The following is a 20,696-nucleotide window of genomic DNA, read 5'->3' as shown; positions in this document are numbered from 1 at the left end:
GCTATATTCCTAATTCGGCAATAACTTTTTCAGTAATATCAACCGAAGGGCTATACCACAAAACTGCATTCGCCTGCTGCAAACTCAAAATCATCGAATAACCTTCATTTTCTGCAACTTTTTCCAAAACGCCATAAAGTTTTTTGTAAAAAGAATCTGAATTCTGAAGATTTTTTTTGAGCGATTCAAGTTCAACGTTTTTTGCGTTCGTATATTCCGTAAGAGTGTCTGTTTTTCTGGTAATTTCTGCATCAAGACGGCTTACCGCCGCAGAATTATTGTTTTTCTGAAAATCAACTTTTTGATTTTTAAGATTTTGAATTTCTTCTGTCCGCTTGTTAATTTCGGTCTGGAATTCGGCTTTTTTAGACTCGTAATTGCGAACTGGAGCCGAATTTCTAAAATATGCCTGATAAACTCTGGCAGTATCAACAACACCAAAACGGGTAATCTGCTGGGCAGAAAGTCCAAAAGCAGCAAAAAAAGCAAAAACAAAACCAAAAACAATTTTTTTCATTTTAGAACAACCTCAAAACGCAATTATTTATTCGTAATATTGAATGAAAGGACAAATTTCCAGTTATTTTCCCAAGTTATTTTATAATCTTCATCCATTTTGAATGTATTTGCAAAAAGCAGACGCAATGGGAACTGAGGGATTGAAAAACGCAGTCCAGGGCCTGTACTAAAGTAGAAGTCCGAAATTCCTGTATTTGTAAAAAGTTCATAAGACGAATCTTTTATTACAGCGGCATCACCAAACCAGTCTACTGCCAAAACTCCAGGAACAATCGGCATGCGTAATTCAAGAATATTGCTCCAAAGCGCACGACCTCTGTGCTTATTGTAGATATTTGTCCAGCCGCGAGCGTTAAACATACCGTCAATATAAACCTTGCTTGAATTTCCAATTCCAGAATCAGACGTTGGGAAAAGAAGGCTCAAGCCAGAATATGCGGCAAAAACCATTTTCCAATTCCAGGTTTCTGTAACAGGCAGATTAAACAGGGTAAAATATTTTTCAGCCTTTGTGTCCGAACGCAAAAAGAATTCTGTTTCAAAAGGCATAAGTCCGTACCATGTAAGGCGCTGACTTGCAAACCAGCCTTTTGAAGGATCGTAATTTATATCGCGGTCATCAATAGAAAAAGCAGCCCAGACAGAGTTTTGCCAACCCCATTTGTTAGAATATTCAGCAATGGTAGAATCAACAGGAATATAAACTTCGTCGTAAACATTGTTTATAAGACTTCCGTTAATTCCAGCAGAAAGCGAAAGAATCGCCCAAACCGGAGTCCATCGTCTTCCAAGAGAAAAACCAAGGCTCCAAACCCAGCGCTCATAATCCATGTAATAATCGTCAGAATTTAAGTTGTCTTCGTTGTCAGCCAATTCGAGCATGAGCGCGGTATTCTGAGAATGAGAGAAACTCGTGCTTATTGATGAAGAAATTGGCATTCCAAAAAGCCAGTTTTCTCCAAAACTCAAAGAAACAGACTGCTCGTCAGTTGCAATCGTAGAACTTGCGCTGATTGATTTTCCAGTTCCGCGGAAGTTAGAATCCTGCCATTTTACAAAAAGAGCAAACGGAAGGTCGTCTGGGTCAGAAACACCTGAAAAAGTAACGCCAAATTCAATAGAAGTCGTAGATTGCTCGTCTACAGAAAAAACAAGGTTTACAAGATTTTCTTCAGAACCAGGCACAACGTCAGGCACAACTGCGCTAAAATACTGTAAGTTGTACAGATTTCTAAGACCTGTCGTAAGTTTTGCCTTAGAAAAAATATCTCCGCTTTCAATAGGAATTTCACGGCGAATGATTTCCTCTTTTGTGCGAGTATTTCCTTTTATGGAAATGCTTTCTACGTGGCTTCGAACGCTTTCTGTAATATGAAATTCATACGAAATAACTTTATTGTTTGTGTCTTTCATAGGAATTGGCTGAAAACGGTTTGAAGTGTAGCCATTTTCATAATACAAATCGGCAATCGCCATTACAGATTCCTGATATTTCTGCTGATTATAAACTGCGCCAGTCTTAAGTTTTACAAAAGAATTAAGTTTTTCACTCGAAAAAATTATATTCCCCTTAAAAGTCATTCCACCGAAAGTGTACTGAGAGCCTTCGACAATAACAAAAGTGATTGTAAGTTCGTCGCGGTTTTTCTTTTCATTTACAGCAGTTTCTTTTGTAACATCGATAACTTCCGCATCTATATACCCCAGATTCTGATAATAAGCCGTAATCGCCTGCTTGTCCGCTTCGAGCTCAGATTCCTGAAATGCGCCTTTATTGATTAAACCTGTTTCTTTGAGCGTAAGCTTGCTTTTTAAAGTCCTGCTCGAAACAACTTTGTTACCACGAAAATCCAACTTTGCAATTACAGTCGAACGACCTTCATCAACCTTAAAATTAACTTCAACGCCTTTTTGAGTCTGTTTTGAACTTGCAGTTACGCGGGCATTAGTAAAACCTTTTCCTAGATAAACATCGCGCAAAGAACGCTCATCGACAAGCATCTTGCCTTCAACAAAAATATCTTTTTCTTTAAGAGAAACTGCCTCTTTTAATTCTGTCGTACGAATCTGACGGTTTCCAGAAAATGTAATTCTAGTTACAACAGGACGTTCAGTTACAGAAAATACAATCGAAACTGTATTTTTTTTAGCATCACCTGGAAGAGCTTCAGGATTTATTTCATCAAAAAAATCGAGCGCATAAATTCTGTCCAGAAGATTTCCAAAAACTTCATCAGAAAATTTTCTTCCGATAAAGCCACTAGTTACTCCTTCAAGCTCTTTTGAATCTACAGATTTTAAATTCTTAAAAGAAATTGATTTTATAAGTTTTCCATAAAACCAGTTTTCATCAGATTCTGTTACTTTGTCATTCTCCTGAGCAGAAACAACACAAGGTGAAAAAGCGCAGATTGCCACACAAAAAATTAAAGCGAAATTAAAACGCTTGAAAGACATATTAACTCCAATTACCAAGAAATTTAGTCATATTCAGTTATTATAAACATTTTAAAATAAGTGCTTCCAGGACAATGTAACCGACGTCGAAGGAATCCACAGACTGTTCTTGATTGCTTCCAGATCTGGAGAAACTCCAAATCTTATATTAACGAACGGTGAAGACATTTCAAAACCAAATTCAGGCTGAAACACAAGTCCACGAACGGAATCTTCGTTCTTTGCCTTTGTTTCGTCATAACTCCAGTGCATTAAAGCATCAACATACATTGCACTACCAAAGTACTTACCTACATAAACAGCCGAATTGTCGAAAAAGTTACTGAAAGAAAGCTGCTTGCCAGCAGAATTCTTCTCAAGACTTTGCTTTACGGCGTTTTGAAGGATATTTGTTCTAACGGAAAATATATCAAAATTCAATAATTCACGCAATGTATTCTCTACAGTACGCATTACCGTTGCCTGCATAAGATAATCTCCGCCTGCCATTGCAAGAGAAGCAACGTTTTCAGAATTTCCAGAAATAACCTGACCCAAAAGTTCCATAATTTCGTTTTCAGACTTTGCAGGAGTTGCGGTAAAGCGAGGATTAAACTGACTTAAGGCTTGTTGCGTTGCCGACAGAGTTATTGTCACCTGATTATTGTTTTCGTCGCGTTCCCGGGTTTCTGCACGAACTGTAATTCGAGGATCAAAAACTTCATTATATTCGTTAAATACGACTTTTCCTTCCTTCATATAAAAGCTTCTGTTGAGCCAGACAATTTCGCCACCACGCAGGTTTACCTCCCCTTTTGCAGAAAGATCTCCTGTCGAAGTATCAATATAAAGATCAAGATAATTGTCAGGCACAATAAGACCGCGCAACAGAGGATTAAAGAGAATCTGAACTTTATTTTTTACCTGAAGTTTAAGGTTTACAAGGAAGTCAAAAAGTGGCTTTTTTATGTGTTCCATATTCAAACCGTCACGGATAATTTCAATTTCTGCACGTTCACCAAAGATTTTTCCTGAAAAACCGACAGTATCCGTCGTCATGTGAATCAAAAATTTTTCAAAGGCAGCAAACCCCTTGTAATGAACCAAAGGAAGTTTTAAATCAACAGGAATAAACTGTCCACGAGGACTTTCAATCAGACAGTCAAGAGTACCGATTTTCCAGCGGTCAAATTCAATATTCAAGCCAACGTTCACAGGATTTTTTTCTACAGTGAATAAAGTTGGTTTTACGATAAAATGATTTTGGGAAGCAAGCGCAATTACCTTGTCAGAACGGAAAAGTTTTTTTGAAACTATTGGAACATAAAACTCAGGATTTAAAATAACAACGGAACCTGTATATTCAGGGTCGGTTGTAAGCCCGCCGATTTTTACTGCTCCAGAAAGTTTTCCGCCTGTAAATCTTACAAAAGGAATGCTAAAAGCCTGGCAAAAAGTTTTCATATCAGCGTTTATATTTTTTATATTCAGATCAAGCTGGTTGTGAATTATAGAACCGTTCAAATTAAAGCCGAGCGGAGAATCAGGCCCAGATTTTACTGTTAAAACCTGTCCTGAAATAAAACTTCCAGAAATTCCCCTTCCGTTTGCAGAAACAAAATCTATAACATCGTCGCCTTTTGTAATTTTTAAGTCGAGTTTTTGTTCAGTCGGAAAGAAAGAACCTGTCATTTTTTCGCTTTTGACAGTCACAACAAAATTTTTGACAGGGGAATTTCCCTGAGCAAAACAGTTTATCGAAGTTTTTATCGGAATATTAAAATCAAGTTCAAGGAAATTTCCTTTTAAGACTGCATTACAATTTCCAGAAAAATTCCTTAAATTAAAGTCAGCAAAAAAATCCGAAAGCGAGAATTTTCCCCAGTTAGCGTTAAGTTCAGAAACAGAAAGTCCAGTATCGTCGTAAACGGCATTTCCTGAAAACACACATGGATAACCAGCAAAATTTATAGAAGAACTCTGCAAATTTAGCGAAACAAAAGGATTTACAGGAGTTCCCGAGAGAGAAAAATCTGCATTGAGTTTGTTTGTTGAATTCTGATCAGAAAAAAATCTTGCAGCAGGGAAATCAGAAAGATTTCCCTGGGCGCTGACATAAAAATCGTTTTTTAAATTGTCCAAAGTCAAAAGTTTTTTTTCAAGGTTGCGGACTTCGGCGTTAAGGCTTATTTTTTCTGAATTTAAAATGCTTTTTGCATTCAAATCAACGATAATCGAGTCAAAAATTCCGTCATTAAGGCTCCAAACTACATTCATTCTTCCGTCAAGAGCAGAAGCCGCGTCAGAATACGCGAGTTTGTTCATTACAAAACCATATTTATTTGCAGAGCCTGTAAAAGCGAGGTGCGGATGCAAACGGAGAGAACCATAAGGCTCATCAATATCAAAATTATTTATTTCAACTTCAATTCCAGAAACTTCATTCCACGAAAAAGAAGTATTTAAGGAAGTAGAAAAAATAGTTTTTCCAAACGAAACAGGCAGGGCAGTAAATTCTACAGAACCAAAAATATTTTTTTCAAACGAAAAAGCCGCATTAAAATTGTAATCACCCGAAACATTCAAAAAATTCTGAGAGCACGCGCCTCTAAAACTAAAAGGCAGAGAATTGACAACAAGATCGGTATAAAAATTAAAATCAGAAAGTCCGTTCGAAAAATCAATTCCAGCAATAGCATGAGCCGTTTGATTTCCGTATTGCAAGTCGAGAGAACTCAAGGTTATTGTTTCTGAAGAACCGTCAACTGCAAAGGTAAGAAGTTGCTTTTCTTTTGCTGTGTTTGCCAAAAGGAAATAAGGCGAATTGAACGAAAAACTTTTAAAATCCGTCGTAAAATAAATTTCGTCGGAAAAAATATAAGTTCCAGCCGACTTTGAAATATTTGCAAGCAAAGCTTTTTTTTCTTCGGGAACAAAAAATGCAGTTGCATCGATTACGCTGTCCAAAAACATATCGCTGACAGAAACCGAAGCCTGCAAAAATTTTTCTGTTTCGTTCAAAAAACTGCCTTCGATAACAATTTTTGCACTTTTTTCGTATTCGGCATGAGAATAATCGTCGCATTCAAAACTAAAATCCACTGACTTTTCAGACGGCAAAAGCGTAAACTGAATAGCGGTCAAGCTTTTTTCGTCCATAAAAAGTTGCGGAGCAAAGCACATAAAACCGTTTTTGTAGGGTTCGATGTAAAGTTCGGTCTGTAAAATTCCGCCATTTGCAATCTGAAAACGAGGAAGGCTCAAAACAAGAGAAGGCTCAAGAGTCTTTAAGTTGAGTTCGCCGTTCAAATCAAGATTTAATGGTTTTCCGTCAGCCACAAATCTATTGACTTTTAAAACCTGATTTTTGCATTCAACACCGTAAGAAAGAGTAACTGGACTTCCAGCAATTTTTTCAGAAAAATTACAGTCGCCGTCAATTTTAAAATATGCCGAATTAAAAAAGTCTTCTTTTGTTAAAAACGAAGTTTTGGCTTTTGCAGTTCCAGAAAATTTTGTTTCAACAAATTTTTTATAAAGCGGAAACGGGTTTTTAACTTTTATAAGTTTTAAGGGCTCAAATTTTCTGGCCTGAGCGTCAAAAGAAAGTTCCTGATTTTTAAAATTTGCCTCAAACTGCATAGAAAACGGAAAAGCAGAACGCATAGTTCTGAACGCAAGTTTTGAATCTGCATAGTTAAGAAGAAAATCAATTTTAGAAATCGTAAAGTCGGCGCGGTTTATTTCTGAAAGTTTTAGAAGAAAAGAACTTCCTTCAAGATTTTTAAAAAAGTTTCCTGAAAGTTCAAAACCGCAGGCGACGAGTTTTCGCTGGCTTGCGTTTTTTAAGAGTTCAGATTTTAACTCAAGCCGTCCGGAAGTTTTTATTTTGAGGCTGTTTTTAGCAAGTGGCGGCTGTTCAAAAGTTACGGTTTTTACAATTGCAAGAAAATCGTTTTTTGAATCGACAAAATGAAGGCTGATATTTTTTAATTGAACATTGAAAGGAATATTGATTTCTTTTCCGTCAATCATAAATTTTTGGGAAGAAGATTTGTGGTTTTTTGAATAATTTTTTTCATCACCGTTTTTTTCAAAAATTTCCGAAAGATTTTTAAGTAAATCTCCGTCTTTTACGGCATCGTATTCAATTTTTAAACCGTCTAAAAGCAAAAGTTTTACTGCATTCAAAGGCTTTTTTGAAAAAAAATCGCGAAAATTATATGAAAGAACAGCGCTGTTAATCTGAACAAGCTGTTTTTTCGTTGCGGAATCCTTTAAATTGATATTTTTAAAACTGATGCCAGAAAGAATCGAAGGCGAAAGAGCCTCGTACGAAATATCAATTCCCGTTTTTTCTTCAATTTTTTGGGTAATTTTAAAAACGCCGACAGAAACAGCGGCATTGATTTTTTTGTATGTTGGAAAAATCAACGCAATAACTGCAATTACGAGCAGGAGAAAAATAATGCTTCCAATGCTGGTTTTTAGAATTCTCGACTTCATCTGACTTGAACAGTCTCTGTTTTAACGGCAAAATGACTTTCAGAAAGTTTTAATTTTTTTAATATTCAGAACTTTCCTTAGACTAACACTTTACTTTATTTTTGATTTTTTTAGTAGTGGGACAGATCTAAAAACTCATTCAAAGTGATTTTTTTAGAAACGTCCGTAAGTTTTAATTTATTACAATATAATAAATTAAAACAAGTACTCTAAAAAAAACGGAGTTTTTCAGGAATTATGATTTTAAAAAATTTTGTTGTATTTGAGGGAATCGACGGAGCAGGAACTTCAACACAAATCAATATTTTAAAACAAAAAAAAGAAGCCGGGAGATTTTTCTTTACGGCAGAACCGACAGATTCACCAACAGGAAAATTCTTGAGAACTGTTTTAAAAGGCAACATTGAACTTGATCCTCGGACAAGCGCATACCTTTTTGCGGCAGACCGCGCAGAACATCTTTGGGGAAAAAGTAGCTCAAACTGCGGAATCGAAAAAAAATGTTCCGACGGAAAAATCGTCATAAGCGACCGATACTTTTTTTCTAGTCTGACATACCAGAGCGTAACCTGCGGAGAAGAACTTCCTCGCCTTCTAAATTCAACATTTCCACTTCCACAGATTCTTTTCTTTTTTAAAATTTCTCCAGAAATAAGCCTTAAAAGAGTTGATGTTCGCGGAGAACGTGAAATTTACGAAAAAATAGACTTTTTACAGGCAACAGAAGAGCGCTACGAAAAACTCATGGACGAATACGAAGCAAAAAACACAGGAATGAAAATCGTCCGTCTAGATGCGGCAAAATCAAAAGAAGAAGTAAGCGCGCAAATCTGGCAGGAACTTTCAAAACTGATGTAAAAATTCACGAAAAAAATGCCGACAATAAAAACGTGAAAAAATTTTTTGCGCTAATTTTCTTTACAGTCAGTTTTTTTATATTCTCACCTCAAAAAACTTCTGCCTACATGGTCAAATACAAAGAAGATTATTACAAGCTTTTTCATGTTCATTACCAGCAGTATCCAGACGACGTCATGGAAAACATTTACTGGCTTGAACAGGCCGTAAAGGCCGATTTTTGCAATCCGCTCTATGCAAACGTAAAAATCGATGACAAAAATGATTGGGAAAAATACCGCTATCTTTTTATGATGCACATAAACCTAAAACTAATCGAACAGCATATGAGGCTCGGAAGAATTTACGACAAAAAAAACGTAAAATTTTACGACGCGCCTTGGAAAGACATTTACATTGAAAATTTACAAAAAACGCTCAGTTGTTATCAGGCAGGACTTTACTACTGGCAGGAAGCAAAACTCTGGGCAGAAAAAGCAAACGTAAAAAAATTTCAGTTTTTAACTTTAACAGACATTCAAAACTGGGAAGACGAACGCGAAAGAATTGGAAACGGAAAATTGAACTACGAAAAGATTTTAAATCGGGAAATTGCGCGTGTTCAGAAAAATATTTCCGAATTTGAAAGCATGACAGACAAAACGTATTAGAATTTTACTTTAAAATAAAAGCGATTTTCGATAAAATAAGGAATCATGCAGTTTGAAGAAAAAGACATCGCTTACCCACCAGTACATCCAGGCACTGACAGAACTTTTATACGTTTTTACAGCGGAGAGCCGGATTTAAATTCGATTTTTTATTCATCAGAAGAAGAAAACTCACCTCAACGGATTTTTGTGACAGACACAAATGTTGCTTCGCTAAAACAAATGCAGTCGTTTATAAATTTTTTCCGCGGAGAAAACTACAGCCAGCCAAAAATCGAAAACGGTTTTATCGGCACACGAGGAAAAGACGTTCTCTTGATTTTAGGCAGCGGAGAACCATTTAAAACAATAGAAAGCGTTCTCGCAATATGTAAGGCTGCAATCGACTCAAACGCAAAACGTTCCGCTGTTTTTACAGGAATCGGTGGTGGCGTAATTACCGACATGACAGCATTTGCCGCTTCAATTTTTAAGCGTGGCGCAACTTGCGAACTTATCCCAACGACACTTCTTTCGATGGTCGACGCTGCAATCGGAGGAAAAACAGGTTGCGACTTTGATTCGTACAAAAATATGATAGGTTCGTTCTTTCCAGCACAGAAAATTCATATAATTCCTTCATTCATTCAGTCGCTTCCAGAAAACGAATACCGCAGTGGAATGGCAGAAGTCGTAAAGACCGCCCTACTCTATTCAAAAAAGCTTTTTGAAAAACTTGCTTCAAAGCCAGAAATTCTGAAAAACCGAAAAGATCCGCTCGTCGAAGAAATGATAAAAATTTGCGTAAATGCAAAGGCTGCTGTAGTTGAACAGGATTTAACCGAAAAAAACATCCGCATGCAGTTAAATCTAGGACACACTTTTGGGCATGCGCTCGAAACAAGAGCGGGTCTCGGAAAAGTAAGCCACGGAGATGCAGTTGCCTGGGGAATGGCGCGCGCAGCAGAACTCTCAAAAAAAATAGGACTGTGCACGGAAAATTACGTTCAGACAGTAAAATCAGCCCTCTGTTCTTTCGGCTGGGAAACTCAGCCGCTACATTCTGCCCTCGACGGAAAATTCGCTTCGGAAAAAGAAGCCGCTCTCGCGCTTTTTGAGGCAATGAAAAAAGACAAAAAAAATGCTTCAAATAAGGTGCGCTTCGTTTTGCAGGAAGATGTCGGAGAAACTGTCATAACAGAAGTCGATGAAAAAGATGTTCTTTCGGTTCTGTAAAAAGTGAGAATAAGTAAAAATGGATATTTCAAAATATTTTGATTGGGCGGCAACATCTCCCGCCGACCCTGAAATTTTAACTCAGGCATTGCAAGAATCCCTCGAAGTTGGCGCAAACCCTTCTGCCGTACACTCCGAAGGACAAAAGGCACGGCTTTCATTTGAAAACGCTCGCACACTCGCAGCAAAAGTAATCGGCGTAAAAACAGAAGAAGTTTTTTTTACGAGCGGTGGAACAGAAAGCGATCACATTCCTCTGCTTTCGCTTTTAAACCGCGAAGTCGACTCTCAAGGTAGGCGCGGAAGTATAATCATAAGCGGAATCGAACATCCAGCACTTAGAGAACAGACCTCCGTCTTAAAAAAACACGGATTAGAAATAATCACCGTAAACCCAGACAAAAACGGTTTTATAAGCGCAAATTCAATCGCAGAAAAAATCACTTCCGACACGCTTTACGTAACAGTAATGGCGGTAAATAATGAAACTGGATGCATTCAACCGATTTACGAAATTGCAGACAAAATTACAGAAAAAACAAAAGGAAAAAGACGGCCACATTTTCACGTAGATTGCGTTCAGGCAGCAGGAAAAATTCCGCTCAACCTCAACTATCCGGGAATAGACAGCGCAGCCTTAAGCGCGCATAAAATCTGCGGTCCACGAGGAATCGGAATTTTGGTTTTAAAAAAAGACATAAAACCGTTCTTAACAGGTGGTGGCCAGGAAAAAAACATACGCTCAGGAACAGAAAATCTCTTTGGCGCAATCGCCTTTGCAAAATGTCTCGAAAAGTATTACGTGCCGCTCAACTTTGAAGAACAAAAGGCAGCCTTAAAAAACTTCATCGAATCGCTAAAATCGCTTCCGAACTGCGCACTCGTACCAGCCATTCGCGCTGACACATCTGATAACACACAAAAACTTTTCAGCCCATATGTTCTTCAAGCCGCGTTCAAAGGAATTCCTGGAAACGTTATGGTACGCGCACTCGACTCAAAAGGTTTTTGCATTTCGACAGGAAGCGCCTGCTCGGCAAAAAAGCAAAACCGCCCGATTCTAGCCGCAATGAACATAAGCCGCGACATTCAGGACACGGCAGTAAGGTTCAGTTTTGGTCCGCTCACAACTTCCGACGCAATCGCAAAACTTTTTGTTGCGGTCGAAGAAGTCTGCAAAGATTTTCTGTAAATCTCTGGCAGAAACATTCACTGGCCAAATTGAAAAAATCACAGCTAAAGAGCAGTTAAAACTAAAAAAAAACTGCCACTAAAAATGACAAAAATCATTCTTAATGGCAGTTTTCCAGCATTTACATTATTTTTATTCTGAATCAGAAACGTTATCCTCAGCAGGTTCTGTCTTTGATTTTATGTGAATTACTTTTCCAGTGCGTTTGATGCCATCAGGAAGGCGTTTGTCTTCTTCGCCTTTTTTGCGGTAAATGCGTTTTTCAGACTTTGGTCCGTATTTTTCGGCTTTAAGAGTTTTCTTTTCAGCACGGGCCTTTTTGCGTGCTTTCTGTTCTTTGTCGATAAATCTCAGGGCAGAATCAAGTCCACCAAGAACTTTTTGCATATCTTCCTGAAAAATAGAAATCTGAAGGCGGTCAAAATCTGCACCGTCGCCTTTTTTGCTTTCAACAATCTGAAGGAAGATGTCGCCGCTGCGGTTCTCCTTTACGTTGAAAAAATATGAACGATTGTCTAAAACAACTTCTGTAGTATAAAGTTCCCCGCGGATACCCATAGCTTCCTTCCTTAAAAATGTAATATCAAATAAATATAAAGTTTTTAAACTATAAAATCAACAGACTTTTATTTCAATAACTTAGAATTTAAAACTCAATCTCTGAATCGGACTTGGCCCGATTTTTCTGCAAATCTCGCGATGCGCTTTTGTCGGGTATCCTTTGTGCTTAGCATAACCGTATTCAGGATATTTTTTATCATATTCCAGCATAAGCCTATCGCGTGCAACCTTTGCAAGAATCGAAGCCGCCATAACTTCGCAGTATTTTCCGTCAGCCTTAGGCTCACACCTTACACTGCACGAAACTTCAGGGCACTTAGTTCCGTCGACAATCGCAGTAATATCGATTTTTTCTGACAAATTAAAGCCGTTTTTTTCCAGCCATAGAGGAAGCTTTTTGAGCATTTCGTCATAGGCATTTTTCATTGCAAGCATACTTGCCTGTAAAATGTTTATTTCATCAATTTTTTTTTCATCAACAAAAGAAACAGCCCAACACGCTTTTTCTTTTATAAGTTTTTCCGCTACTTCGCGCTTTTTTTCCGTCATTTTTTTTGAATCATTTAAAATTTCAAACGGAAAATCCTCTGGCAAAATTACAGCACCAGCAGAAACAGGACCAGCCAGAGGTCCGCGACCAGCTTCGTCTAAACCACAAGTTAAAATCATTTTTATTCCAAACTAAAAAAATTAAAGCAATTTTAAAATCCACTCGAAGAATTTTCAATATCCTGTAAAATTTTAGAGTCTCTGTCTCTCCAAACAGGAACAATTCCACGTGCTTTTTTTTCAAAACTGCCTATGTAGGAATTTTTTGAAAGACTTGCATTTACCGCGCAAAGTTCGGCAATTCGTCCAAGATGCGCAGTTACACGACAAGAACAATCAGTCAAGTCAAACTGTCCGCCGTTGAGAGAAAAATTAACCGCTGTCTGAGAAACTGCCGAAACACGGCTATTTTTTACAGCAATTTTTGAATCAAGTCCGCTCAATGCACAAACATAAGAATCCGATTGCATAGTCAGACCGCAACCGTTAAATTCAACTACAGAATTTTTACAGTCAAAACCAATTCCGTTTTCTTCAAAAATGCCAGCGAACTCAGAAGAGTTAAAAAGAGCTGTCGAGTTTTCCAGAACAAAGAATTTTGAATTTGACGCACAGTTGCTTTCGCGATTTTTTCTAAAAACCAGGTTGTCCGCTTCAAAACTTGCATTGCGCACGACAATATTTGCGTCAGACGGAACAATTATCTGAGAATTTTTCTGTGCCAAAAACATACAGTTTGAAGAAATTACGTTTTCGCCAGAAGGAAGTTTAAAAGTTCCGTTCACATAAAATCTTGTAAACCTTCTGGAATTTAAAACTTTTAAGGCCTGCTCAAAACTTCTAAAAGGATTTTCGGCAGTTCCGTCGCAATCCTCATCAACTGTATTTTCTAAACTGCTGGCAACTCCAGAAGAATCAAGGTAATAATTATCTTCGTCAATAACTACACAAAATTCAGAGCAGTTGCTCACGTTCCCTTTTTTATCTTTTGCAAATGCGCAAACTTTGTAAAAAACAACAGCGCCGTCACTGCTTCCAAGCATAAACGAATCCAAATATTTTTCAAATTTATCAGCCTTTACTTCGAAAAATTCAGGGGAATCCGCAGAAAGTGCACTTGATGCGAGAGTCTCAGAAATTTTTAGAGGTTTGCTTACCGCATAAAAAATTTCTGCACCTTCTTCAGTTTTAATAGAAAGCTCAACAGGGTTCCTGGAATAGAATTTTTTTGTATTTGAATTAAATTCAGGAGAGCGAGGAGGCTTTTTATCTATAGCAAATTCTTTTTCCTTTGTTCCCAAAAAAACGCCGTCGGCATAAAAAGCAAAAACCGCAGTTCCAGAAATACTGTCTCCTTCAAAGGTATCAAAAGTTGCAGAAGTAAAAAGACCGTCTATTTTTTCCGGCTGATTTTTTACACCAGTCGAAACAATTTCCATTCTGTAACGCAAATCTCCTTCAATCGAAAAATTTACGGCACTGTCAATTTTTTCGTTTACAATAATCTCTGGTTCTGTAGGAATTACAAAAGACTGAACAGGGTTTCCGACTTCAAAGGCAACGCTCTGCCATCTTAAAGTATGTTTTACACTACGATCAATGTTTACAGGAAGCTTAGAAGCAGACCAATCTCCGTCATCAAGCTGCCAAATGAGTTTTTCGCCAGTAAAGCAAAAACTGTTCCATTCCTTAAATTCAAAAGGAATCGAATACTTTGAAAGCGTTCCAATCTGGTTTCCAGAAACAAAAATTACAAAACGCCATTCATTTTTTCCGTCAGAAACAAGACACGGCAAATATCTCGAAAGACAATTTTCCGTATCAAGAACAAGTTTCTGGCCTTTAAGAAAAATCCTGTCATCATCAAAACAATAACTAAACGAAGAAGGAATCTCTAGCGGTTTTTCGTTTTCATATAAATAAACGCCGGAATTTACACAATTTTTAATAAAAGAAAAGCTTTCTGATGGTTCTTCAAATGGATTTTGTTCCTGAACATTGTAATTTATTTCAATTTCTTCTTTCAAATCACCACGTATTGCAGTTATTTTTAAATTTATGCGTCCAGAAGTATCAATCAAAACTGGTCCGTCATAAGCAAAACCAGAAGTAAGAGGATCTGTTCCAGAAAGAGAATAAAAGCACTCCGCACCGTCGCTGACATCAAGCACAAGAGGCTGTTTATTGCAAAAATTTCCAGCGACAGGCGAAATAACCCTTTGAGCAAAACAAAAAACTGAAAAACTGAAAATAAAAAATGTAAAAACAAACTTTTTCTTCATAAAAAATCTCTCATTCAGCTAACCCAGATTTTTTTGGCAAGACTATAAAAATCCTTATTTATTAAAAAAACGGACTCAAAATTTCTTTTAATTCTGGATCCTGGCTGTAATAATGCTTTTCAAGTTCTTCCGGCTTTAACCCTACAAGTTCGTGGCTCATATAATGAATCCAGCGGTCATCGTTTTCGCTGTTAATGTCGAATTTACGACACCAATAATCAGGTTTAATCGGAAGCGTTTTCTTATATGTAAAATTTTTATAATCGTGAACAACAACCTTTATGTCGCTGCGCGGAACACCTTTTTCAAGCAATGCTTCGACCAAAAAGTTGAGTGTGCGACCAGAATCGTAAATGTCATCAACAAGAAGGATTTTATCTCCAGGACGAAGATACTCAGGAGAATAAGTCCATCCGTCAATACGAACACAATCGTGCTCTTTAATATCGGTATAAGAGCGGGCAACAACTGCCGCATACAAAACAGGTTTTTTACCTTTGAGGGCGAGTTTAAAATATTCACTTATAACGTTCGACATATAAGCTCCGCCACGAAGCGAAGTATAAATAATGTCTGGAACAAAACCGTCCTGCAAAATTTTATGACCAAGTTTTATGGCATCATTTCTAACTTTATCGTAAGGCAAAAATTCCTTAATCATACAAACCTCTGTAAAACACTGCCGAAAAACGGCATTAAAATTTATTTACACTATTTTATCGGTAAAAAATGAATTTTACAATAAACGATTATTTTTGATATATTAAATTATGTACATTTTCAAAAAAACGAACTTTATTCTTCTATATATTATATTTTTTTTAACGCCAATCTGCGCACAAAAAAAAGAAAGTTTTATAAAAATTGAACCGTATGCAGGCTTTACAAACGGCACTCTCGAAGAAATTCTCTACTACAGTTTTCCTTCCAACAAAAAAATAAGCTTTCTCGAATGGGAACGAAAACTTTTTATTTACGGAACAGAATTAAAAACCGCATTTAAGAACTTTAACTTAAATGCAGATTTTGAGACCGCACCACAAAATGCAAAATCCGGACAAATGAGGGATTCGGACTGGCTCAATACAAACGACTATTCGATGAAGACAACTTTTTCGACAGGAACCAATTTTTCAAAGGAATATTACTCGACAAAAGTTAGTTTTTTTTACGATATAAAAGCCACAAAAAATTTTACATTTTCGCCAGTTTTAAGCGCAGAATACAATTACGACTCTTTTTACAGAAAAAAAGGAGCAGAAGGCTGGTACAGCGAAGACTGCAGGCACTGGTGGCACGACAGTTCTTCGAAGCACTATCCGTATTACAATCCAGAAACTGGAAAAACATTAAAACTTGCGCAAATCGATTATTTAAGGCACACATTTTTTTCGTGGACAGGAATTAAATTCAGGCTGAGGCCCGAGCAAAAAATTGAATTTACACTTTCTCTGTTTGCTTCGCCGGTAAGTTATTTTTATTCAATCGACACACACTACGCCCAGGACAAATCGACAAAACTCATGTACAAAAAGCACTACAGGCAAAGGCAGATTTCGTATTTTAACAGCATAAAAATAAATCTGGACACTGCACTAAGCCTTTCAAAACGCTTTGATTTAAATCTTGGACTAGAAACGCTTTTTAACATAAAAAACGGACGCGGCGATCTTTATTCAGACTACCATTCAGACGAATACCAAGGAGAATATGTAAATTCCGGGCAAAAAACAAGCTCAACGCTAAAAAGCATAAAAGCAAAAATCGGCTGCACAGTAAAACTTATGGGCTGACTAAGAAAAACTTAGCCCGTGCCGGAACAGCGCGAAAGCGTCCGCCTTCTGGCGGATGGAGCCAAAAGCGGAACTGTGCAGGGACGGTTAGAAAATAAAATGCGCTCCAATAAAATTTTTCTACACCGCAGCAAATTTTCGTGATATTATTTTTATATGGCACTAATTTCTAAAAAATTGACATCTTACCTTAAAGACCATTTTATTTTTTGCGGAAACAACATAATCTTGCAAAACGACAAACTTCCAGACGAAAACGTTTTAAGCAGATGCTTTGAACTAAACGTTGCTTCGGACTGGTTTAACGACGAAGAATACAATTTTTCGGCAATCGAACTCGAAAAAGACTGTCCTGTTCCTGCTGGCTGTCAGGAAGTTGCGCTCCGCTCTTATTTTTGGGAATCAAGGAAAAATCCTTCCATAGTAACAAAGGCTTCGCGCGCAAAAGGACTTTTAAATTTCAGAAAAAACAAGAGATTTTGCTCATACTGCGGATTTCCGCTCAAAGACGACGAACATTTTGTTGCAAAGTTCTGTCCAAACTGCGACCGGCAATACTTTCCACAACTTGAACCAGCAGTAATAATCGTAGTCCAAAAAGAAAAACAAATCCTTCTTGCAGAACACAAAAACAGAAATGATGGAGTTTTTTCGTGCATTGCAGGTTTTGTCGAAACAGGCGAAACAATAGAACAGACCGTTGTCCGCGAAGTAAAAGAAGAAACTGGTCTAAATGTAAAAAACATCCGTTATGCAGGAAGCCAGGCATGGCCGTATCCAGATCAGCTCATGCTTGCTTTTTACTGCGACTGGGAAAGTGGCGAAATAAAAATCCAGGAAACAGAACTCAAGCAGGCAAAATGGTTTGACTTAGACAAGCTCCCAAAAATTCCGCCTCCAGGCTCAGTTGCCTACAATCTTATAAACGGACTGTTTGAACAAAATTCGTTTTGATTGTAGAATAAAAAAAGTTTTGAAATTCGGGTGGCTTTTTGCAACGCAAAAACCGGGCTTTTCGGGGTTTCATTCGCAAGCGAACGGCTTTGCCGCCCCTACAATCCCTGCCACGTGCTTGCACGCAAAAATTTCTGCACAAAAACCACATTAAAAACCGACATTTAAACTAAAAAACAAATTTAAAAAGGAAAACAAAAAATGATTCAATTCAATACTGGCGACGAAATCGAAACAACAGTTGTACAGGTTTCTGACAACACAGTTTTTATTGACCTCGGACTAAAAAGCGAGGGTTTTGTAGACAAGGCAGATTTTACCGACGAAAACGGAAACTGCACAGTAAAAGAAGGCGACAAGGTAAAAGTTTATTTTGTAGGCTCAAGCCGCGATGAACTCCACTTTACGACAAAAATCAAAGGCGAAAACGCAGGACTTCAGATTCTCGAAAACGCCTTCAACAACGCGCTTCCAGTCGAAGGACACGTAGAAAAAGAAATTAAGGGCGGTTTTGAAGTAAAAATCGGACAGACACGCGCATTTTGTCCTTACAGCCAAATGGGCTACAAAAACCGTCTGGAACCTGCAGAATACATCGGAAAAACAATGACATTTTTAATCAGCGAATTCAAAAACGAAGGAAAAAACATCATTGTTTCCAACAGAAGGCTCGAAGAAGAAACAGAAAATGCAAAGGTAAACGCACTTTCAGGAAAACTAAGCGAAGGAAACATCGTAAGCGGAACAGTAAAATCAATCCAGTCTTACGGAGCATTCGTAGATATTGACGGTTTTCAGGCTCTTCTTCCAATCAGCGAAATCAGCCACCAGCGCATAAATGACGTTTCTGAGGTTTTGAGTGTTGGACAGAAAATCGAAGCAAAAATCATAAAGGCAGACTGGAACACACAGCATCCAGACCGTTCAAAGGTAAGTTTGAGCCTTAAGGCCCTCGAAAAAGATCCCTGGGAAAACGTAACAGAAAATCTAAAGCCTGGACAGAAAATAAGCGGAAAAATTGCACGCATTGCAGGCTTTGGTCTTTTTGTAAACCTTTTGCCAGGAATTGACGGACTTGTCCACATAAGCGAAATCGAAGACGTAAGTACAACAACAAACTTAAGCAAAAAGTTTAAGGTTGGAGAAGAATTTGACGTAGTTGTTCAAAAAATCGACGTTGCAAACAAGAGAATATCTCTTTCTCCGGCAACTTCTGCAGAACAGGACAACGAAGCAGAAACATATCTTGAATCTCAGGATTCTGACGACGGAGATACCTACAATCCGTTTGCAGCCCTCTTAAAAAAATAAAGTTGTTTCCTCCATTTGAACAAGAAAGAGCCACTGCCGTAATTTTAGACATCTTGCAAAAACTCGGCAGCGGTTCAATAACTTTGCTCCGCGACTCAAAACCTTCCGACGAACGAAACAATTCTCTCGTAATGCTCGGTGTACTCGTCTGCAAAAAAACGGACGCAAAAGAAGGCGAAGTTGTAAATCTAATTACAGTTTCGGGCATAAGCTGCAGCTTAAAAGGCGAGATTCCAGGAATCTTTGTTGAACCAGTAGTTTCCAACGAGCAGATTCTAAAAGCCCTGGAAGAAAACGACCTTGAAATTCACGAGCTTACGGACAAGATAAAAAAAGAGGTTTTGCCTCAAAAACAATCAGAATTAAAAAAACAGCGCGAAAAACTCTGCGACGCTTCTCTTTTAAAAGTTTTTGACAAATATTCATTCTGCTGCGCAGACAAAAAAGAACGCAAACTTTTAGATATTATAGATTACCAAAAGACAAAAAAACTTCCGCCGACAGGAACAGGCGACTGTTGCGCTCCAAAACTTTTAAACTATGCCTTTAAAAACTCACTTATTCCGCTGAGCATGGCAGAAACAAAAATACATTTTGTCCTAAACGGCAAAACCGCCCAAATTGAACATACCCGCACAAAACCAGAACTTTACCCGCCCTGCGACAGCCGATGCTCACTTATTCTTCCTTCAATTTTAGGTCTTGAAATTTTATACCGTGACAGCGACATAATAGTAGTAAACAAACAAAGCGGAGTTTTGAGCGTTCCCGGCCGTGGACCAGAAAAACAGGACTGCATAGTAAACAGAGTAAAAAAACTTTTTCCAGACTGCATAGAACAGCCGTCAGTGCACAGATTGGACATGGAAACAAGCGGACTTCTAGTGCTCGCCTTTACAAAAGAAGCGCACAGGGAATTAAACCGCCAGTTTGAAGCAAGGGAAGTTCACAAAAAATATATTGCTCTCATAGACGGAATTCTTGCAAAAAAAGGAATAGAAAAAAACGGAACTATGGAACTGTTTTTCCGTCTGGATACAGAAAACAGGCCCCATCAAATATGGGATAGAGAAAACGGCAAAAGCGCAGTCACACAATGGCAGATAAAAAATGTTGAATATTACACCGCTCCAGACAAAAGCCGGCGCCCCGCAACAAGGGTAACATTTATTCCGCATACAGGACGCACACACCAGCTTAGACTTGCAGCGGCAGACAGCCACGGATTCGGGCTTCCAATCATAGGAGATACCCTCTACGGCCACTGCGAAAAAGGCGAAAGACTATTACTGCACGCCTCAGAACTTTCATTTACACATCCGCGCACAAAACAAAAAATGGACTTTTTATGTCCACCTGAGTTTTAACCCTGGCTTTTGAATCGTGAAGAGCACTTGCGTCAGAAATTACTTCTATACTTTCAGGAGTCAGATTATATTCAGGATATTTTTGAGAAATTTTCTTTGCAAGAATCCGAGTAAAACCTTTAACGCGCTTAATATGATTTCCGCTTTCAAAATGACGATATTCAACGATAGTATTATCAAAAGATTTGCGGATAAAGTCAGAAGCGCCAAGTTTAAGACATTCGCGTTCAGTCTTAGCGTCGCTGTCGGCACTTATAACAATAACAGGAACTCTAGCAAAAATGCCGGCATCTTTCATAAACTGAAGAATAAAAAAACATCACCCAAAATTAAAAAAATTCTTTTAATAGAAACATTAATAAAACTGAATGTTATATTTTACAGATAAAAAATTGTTCTATTATATGAGCGTGGAAATAAAGTAATTATACAGGAGATGATTCTCTTTTATTTTTTAATATCAAGATATTTTCCATAAACCCAGCCATCAGGAAGATTATCGG

The 20,696-nt window shown here is 37.8% G+C and carries 16 protein-coding genes; 8 read left to right on the top strand and 8 right to left on the bottom strand.

Translation table 11 applies throughout. The annotated features are described in order from the left end of the window. Position 1: 1 nt before the first annotated feature. The 3 genes from ACT6XC_RS08175 to ACT6XC_RS08165 all read right to left on the bottom strand — a co-directional run bounded on the left by ACT6XC_RS08175 (position 2) and on the right by ACT6XC_RS08165 (position 7,461). Positions 2–517: an OmpH family outer membrane protein gene (locus ACT6XC_RS08175; protein WP_443738506.1), complete on the bottom strand. Its 516-nt coding sequence runs from the start codon at positions 515–517 to the stop codon at positions 2–4. Positions 518–540: 23 nt separating this feature from the next. Beyond that, positions 541–2,937, bottom strand: a complete 2,397-nt coding sequence (gene bamA / locus ACT6XC_RS08170) for an outer membrane protein assembly factor BamA (protein WP_443741439.1) — start codon at positions 2,935–2,937, stop codon at positions 541–543. Positions 2,938–3,027: 90 nt separating this feature from the next. After that, positions 3,028–7,461, bottom strand: coding sequence for a hypothetical protein (locus ACT6XC_RS08165; protein ID WP_443741438.1), 4,434 nt, complete (start codon positions 7,459–7,461; stop codon positions 3,028–3,030). 237 nt (positions 7,462–7,698) lie between these two features. Here ACT6XC_RS08165 and tmk point away from each other — a divergent pair, with 237 nt between their 5' ends. Genes tmk through ACT6XC_RS08145 form a run of 4 tightly spaced genes read left to right on the top strand, consistent with a single transcriptional unit; the run spans position 7,699 to position 11,376 of the window. Beyond that, the gene (gene tmk, locus ACT6XC_RS08160) at positions 7,699–8,319 is read left to right on the top strand and encodes a dTMP kinase (protein ID WP_443741437.1); all 621 of its coding nucleotides are present in this window, start codon (positions 7,699–7,701) and stop codon (positions 8,317–8,319) included. 32 nt (positions 8,320–8,351) lie between these two features. Then, complete coding sequence (locus tag ACT6XC_RS08155) at positions 8,352–8,969, top strand: hypothetical protein (protein WP_443741436.1); 618 nt, start codon at positions 8,352–8,354, stop codon at positions 8,967–8,969. 45 nt (positions 8,970–9,014) lie between these two features. After that, positions 9,015–10,184, top strand: a complete 1,170-nt coding sequence (locus ACT6XC_RS08150; RefSeq protein ID WP_443741435.1) for a 3-dehydroquinate synthase — start codon at positions 9,015–9,017, stop codon at positions 10,182–10,184. A gap of 19 nt (positions 10,185–10,203) precedes the next feature. Continuing rightward, positions 10,204–11,376, top strand: coding sequence for a cysteine desulfurase family protein (locus ACT6XC_RS08145; RefSeq protein WP_443741434.1), 1,173 nt, complete (start codon positions 10,204–10,206; stop codon positions 11,374–11,376). Between the two features lie 132 nt (positions 11,377–11,508). On the opposite strand, the gene ACT6XC_RS08140 is transcribed toward ACT6XC_RS08145, so the two are convergent. The 4 genes from ACT6XC_RS08140 to ACT6XC_RS08125 form a co-directional block, all read right to left on the bottom strand. Next, on the bottom strand, positions 11,509–11,934 hold the full coding sequence (locus tag ACT6XC_RS08140) for a DUF3276 family protein (RefSeq protein WP_443741433.1): 426 nt from the start codon (positions 11,932–11,934) through the stop codon (positions 11,509–11,511). A gap of 81 nt (positions 11,935–12,015) precedes the next feature. After that, positions 12,016–12,606 (bottom strand): ribonuclease HII, encoded by a 591-nt coding sequence (locus ACT6XC_RS08135; RefSeq protein WP_443741432.1) that lies wholly within the window; start codon positions 12,604–12,606, stop codon positions 12,016–12,018. Between the two features lie 32 nt (positions 12,607–12,638). Beyond that, the gene (locus ACT6XC_RS08130) at positions 12,639–14,768 is read right to left on the bottom strand and encodes a hypothetical protein (RefSeq protein ID WP_443741431.1); all 2,130 of its coding nucleotides are present in this window, start codon (positions 14,766–14,768) and stop codon (positions 12,639–12,641) included. A 61-nt stretch (positions 14,769–14,829) separates the two neighbouring features. Next, positions 14,830–15,429, bottom strand: a complete 600-nt coding sequence (locus ACT6XC_RS08125) for a phosphoribosyltransferase (RefSeq protein WP_443738496.1) — start codon at positions 15,427–15,429, stop codon at positions 14,830–14,832. A 109-nt stretch (positions 15,430–15,538) separates the two neighbouring features. Between ACT6XC_RS08125 and ACT6XC_RS08120 the strand changes: the two genes are divergently transcribed. From ACT6XC_RS08120 to ACT6XC_RS08105, 4 genes are all read left to right on the top strand, one after another. Beyond that, positions 15,539–16,561: a hypothetical protein gene (locus tag ACT6XC_RS08120; RefSeq protein ID WP_443741430.1), complete on the top strand. Its 1,023-nt coding sequence runs from the start codon at positions 15,539–15,541 to the stop codon at positions 16,559–16,561. A 156-nt stretch (positions 16,562–16,717) separates the two neighbouring features. Further along, positions 16,718–17,515, top strand: a complete 798-nt coding sequence (nudC, locus tag ACT6XC_RS08115; protein ID WP_443738494.1) for an NAD(+) diphosphatase — start codon at positions 16,718–16,720, stop codon at positions 17,513–17,515. A 201-nt stretch (positions 17,516–17,716) separates the two neighbouring features. Further along, the gene (locus tag ACT6XC_RS08110) at positions 17,717–18,826 is read left to right on the top strand and encodes a 30S ribosomal protein S1 (protein ID WP_443741429.1); all 1,110 of its coding nucleotides are present in this window, start codon (positions 17,717–17,719) and stop codon (positions 18,824–18,826) included. A gap of 2 nt (positions 18,827–18,828) precedes the next feature. Continuing rightward, positions 18,829–20,193, top strand: coding sequence for an RluA family pseudouridine synthase (locus ACT6XC_RS08105; protein WP_443741428.1), 1,365 nt, complete (start codon positions 18,829–18,831; stop codon positions 20,191–20,193). Here the strand turns inward: ACT6XC_RS08105 and ACT6XC_RS08100 are convergent. Next, the gene (locus ACT6XC_RS08100) at positions 20,138–20,491 is read right to left on the bottom strand and encodes a hypothetical protein (RefSeq protein ID WP_443741427.1); all 354 of its coding nucleotides are present in this window, start codon (positions 20,489–20,491) and stop codon (positions 20,138–20,140) included. The genes ACT6XC_RS08105 and ACT6XC_RS08100 overlap by 56 nt on opposite strands. Between the last annotated feature and the right edge of the window lie 205 nt (positions 20,492–20,696).

The sequence above is a fragment of the Treponema berlinense genome (genome assembly GCF_052273165.1).
Taxonomy (GTDB): Bacteria; Spirochaetota; Spirochaetia; order Treponematales; family Treponemataceae; genus Treponema_D; species Treponema_D berlinense_A.
This window is presented reverse-complemented; position numbering and strand designations above follow the sequence as displayed.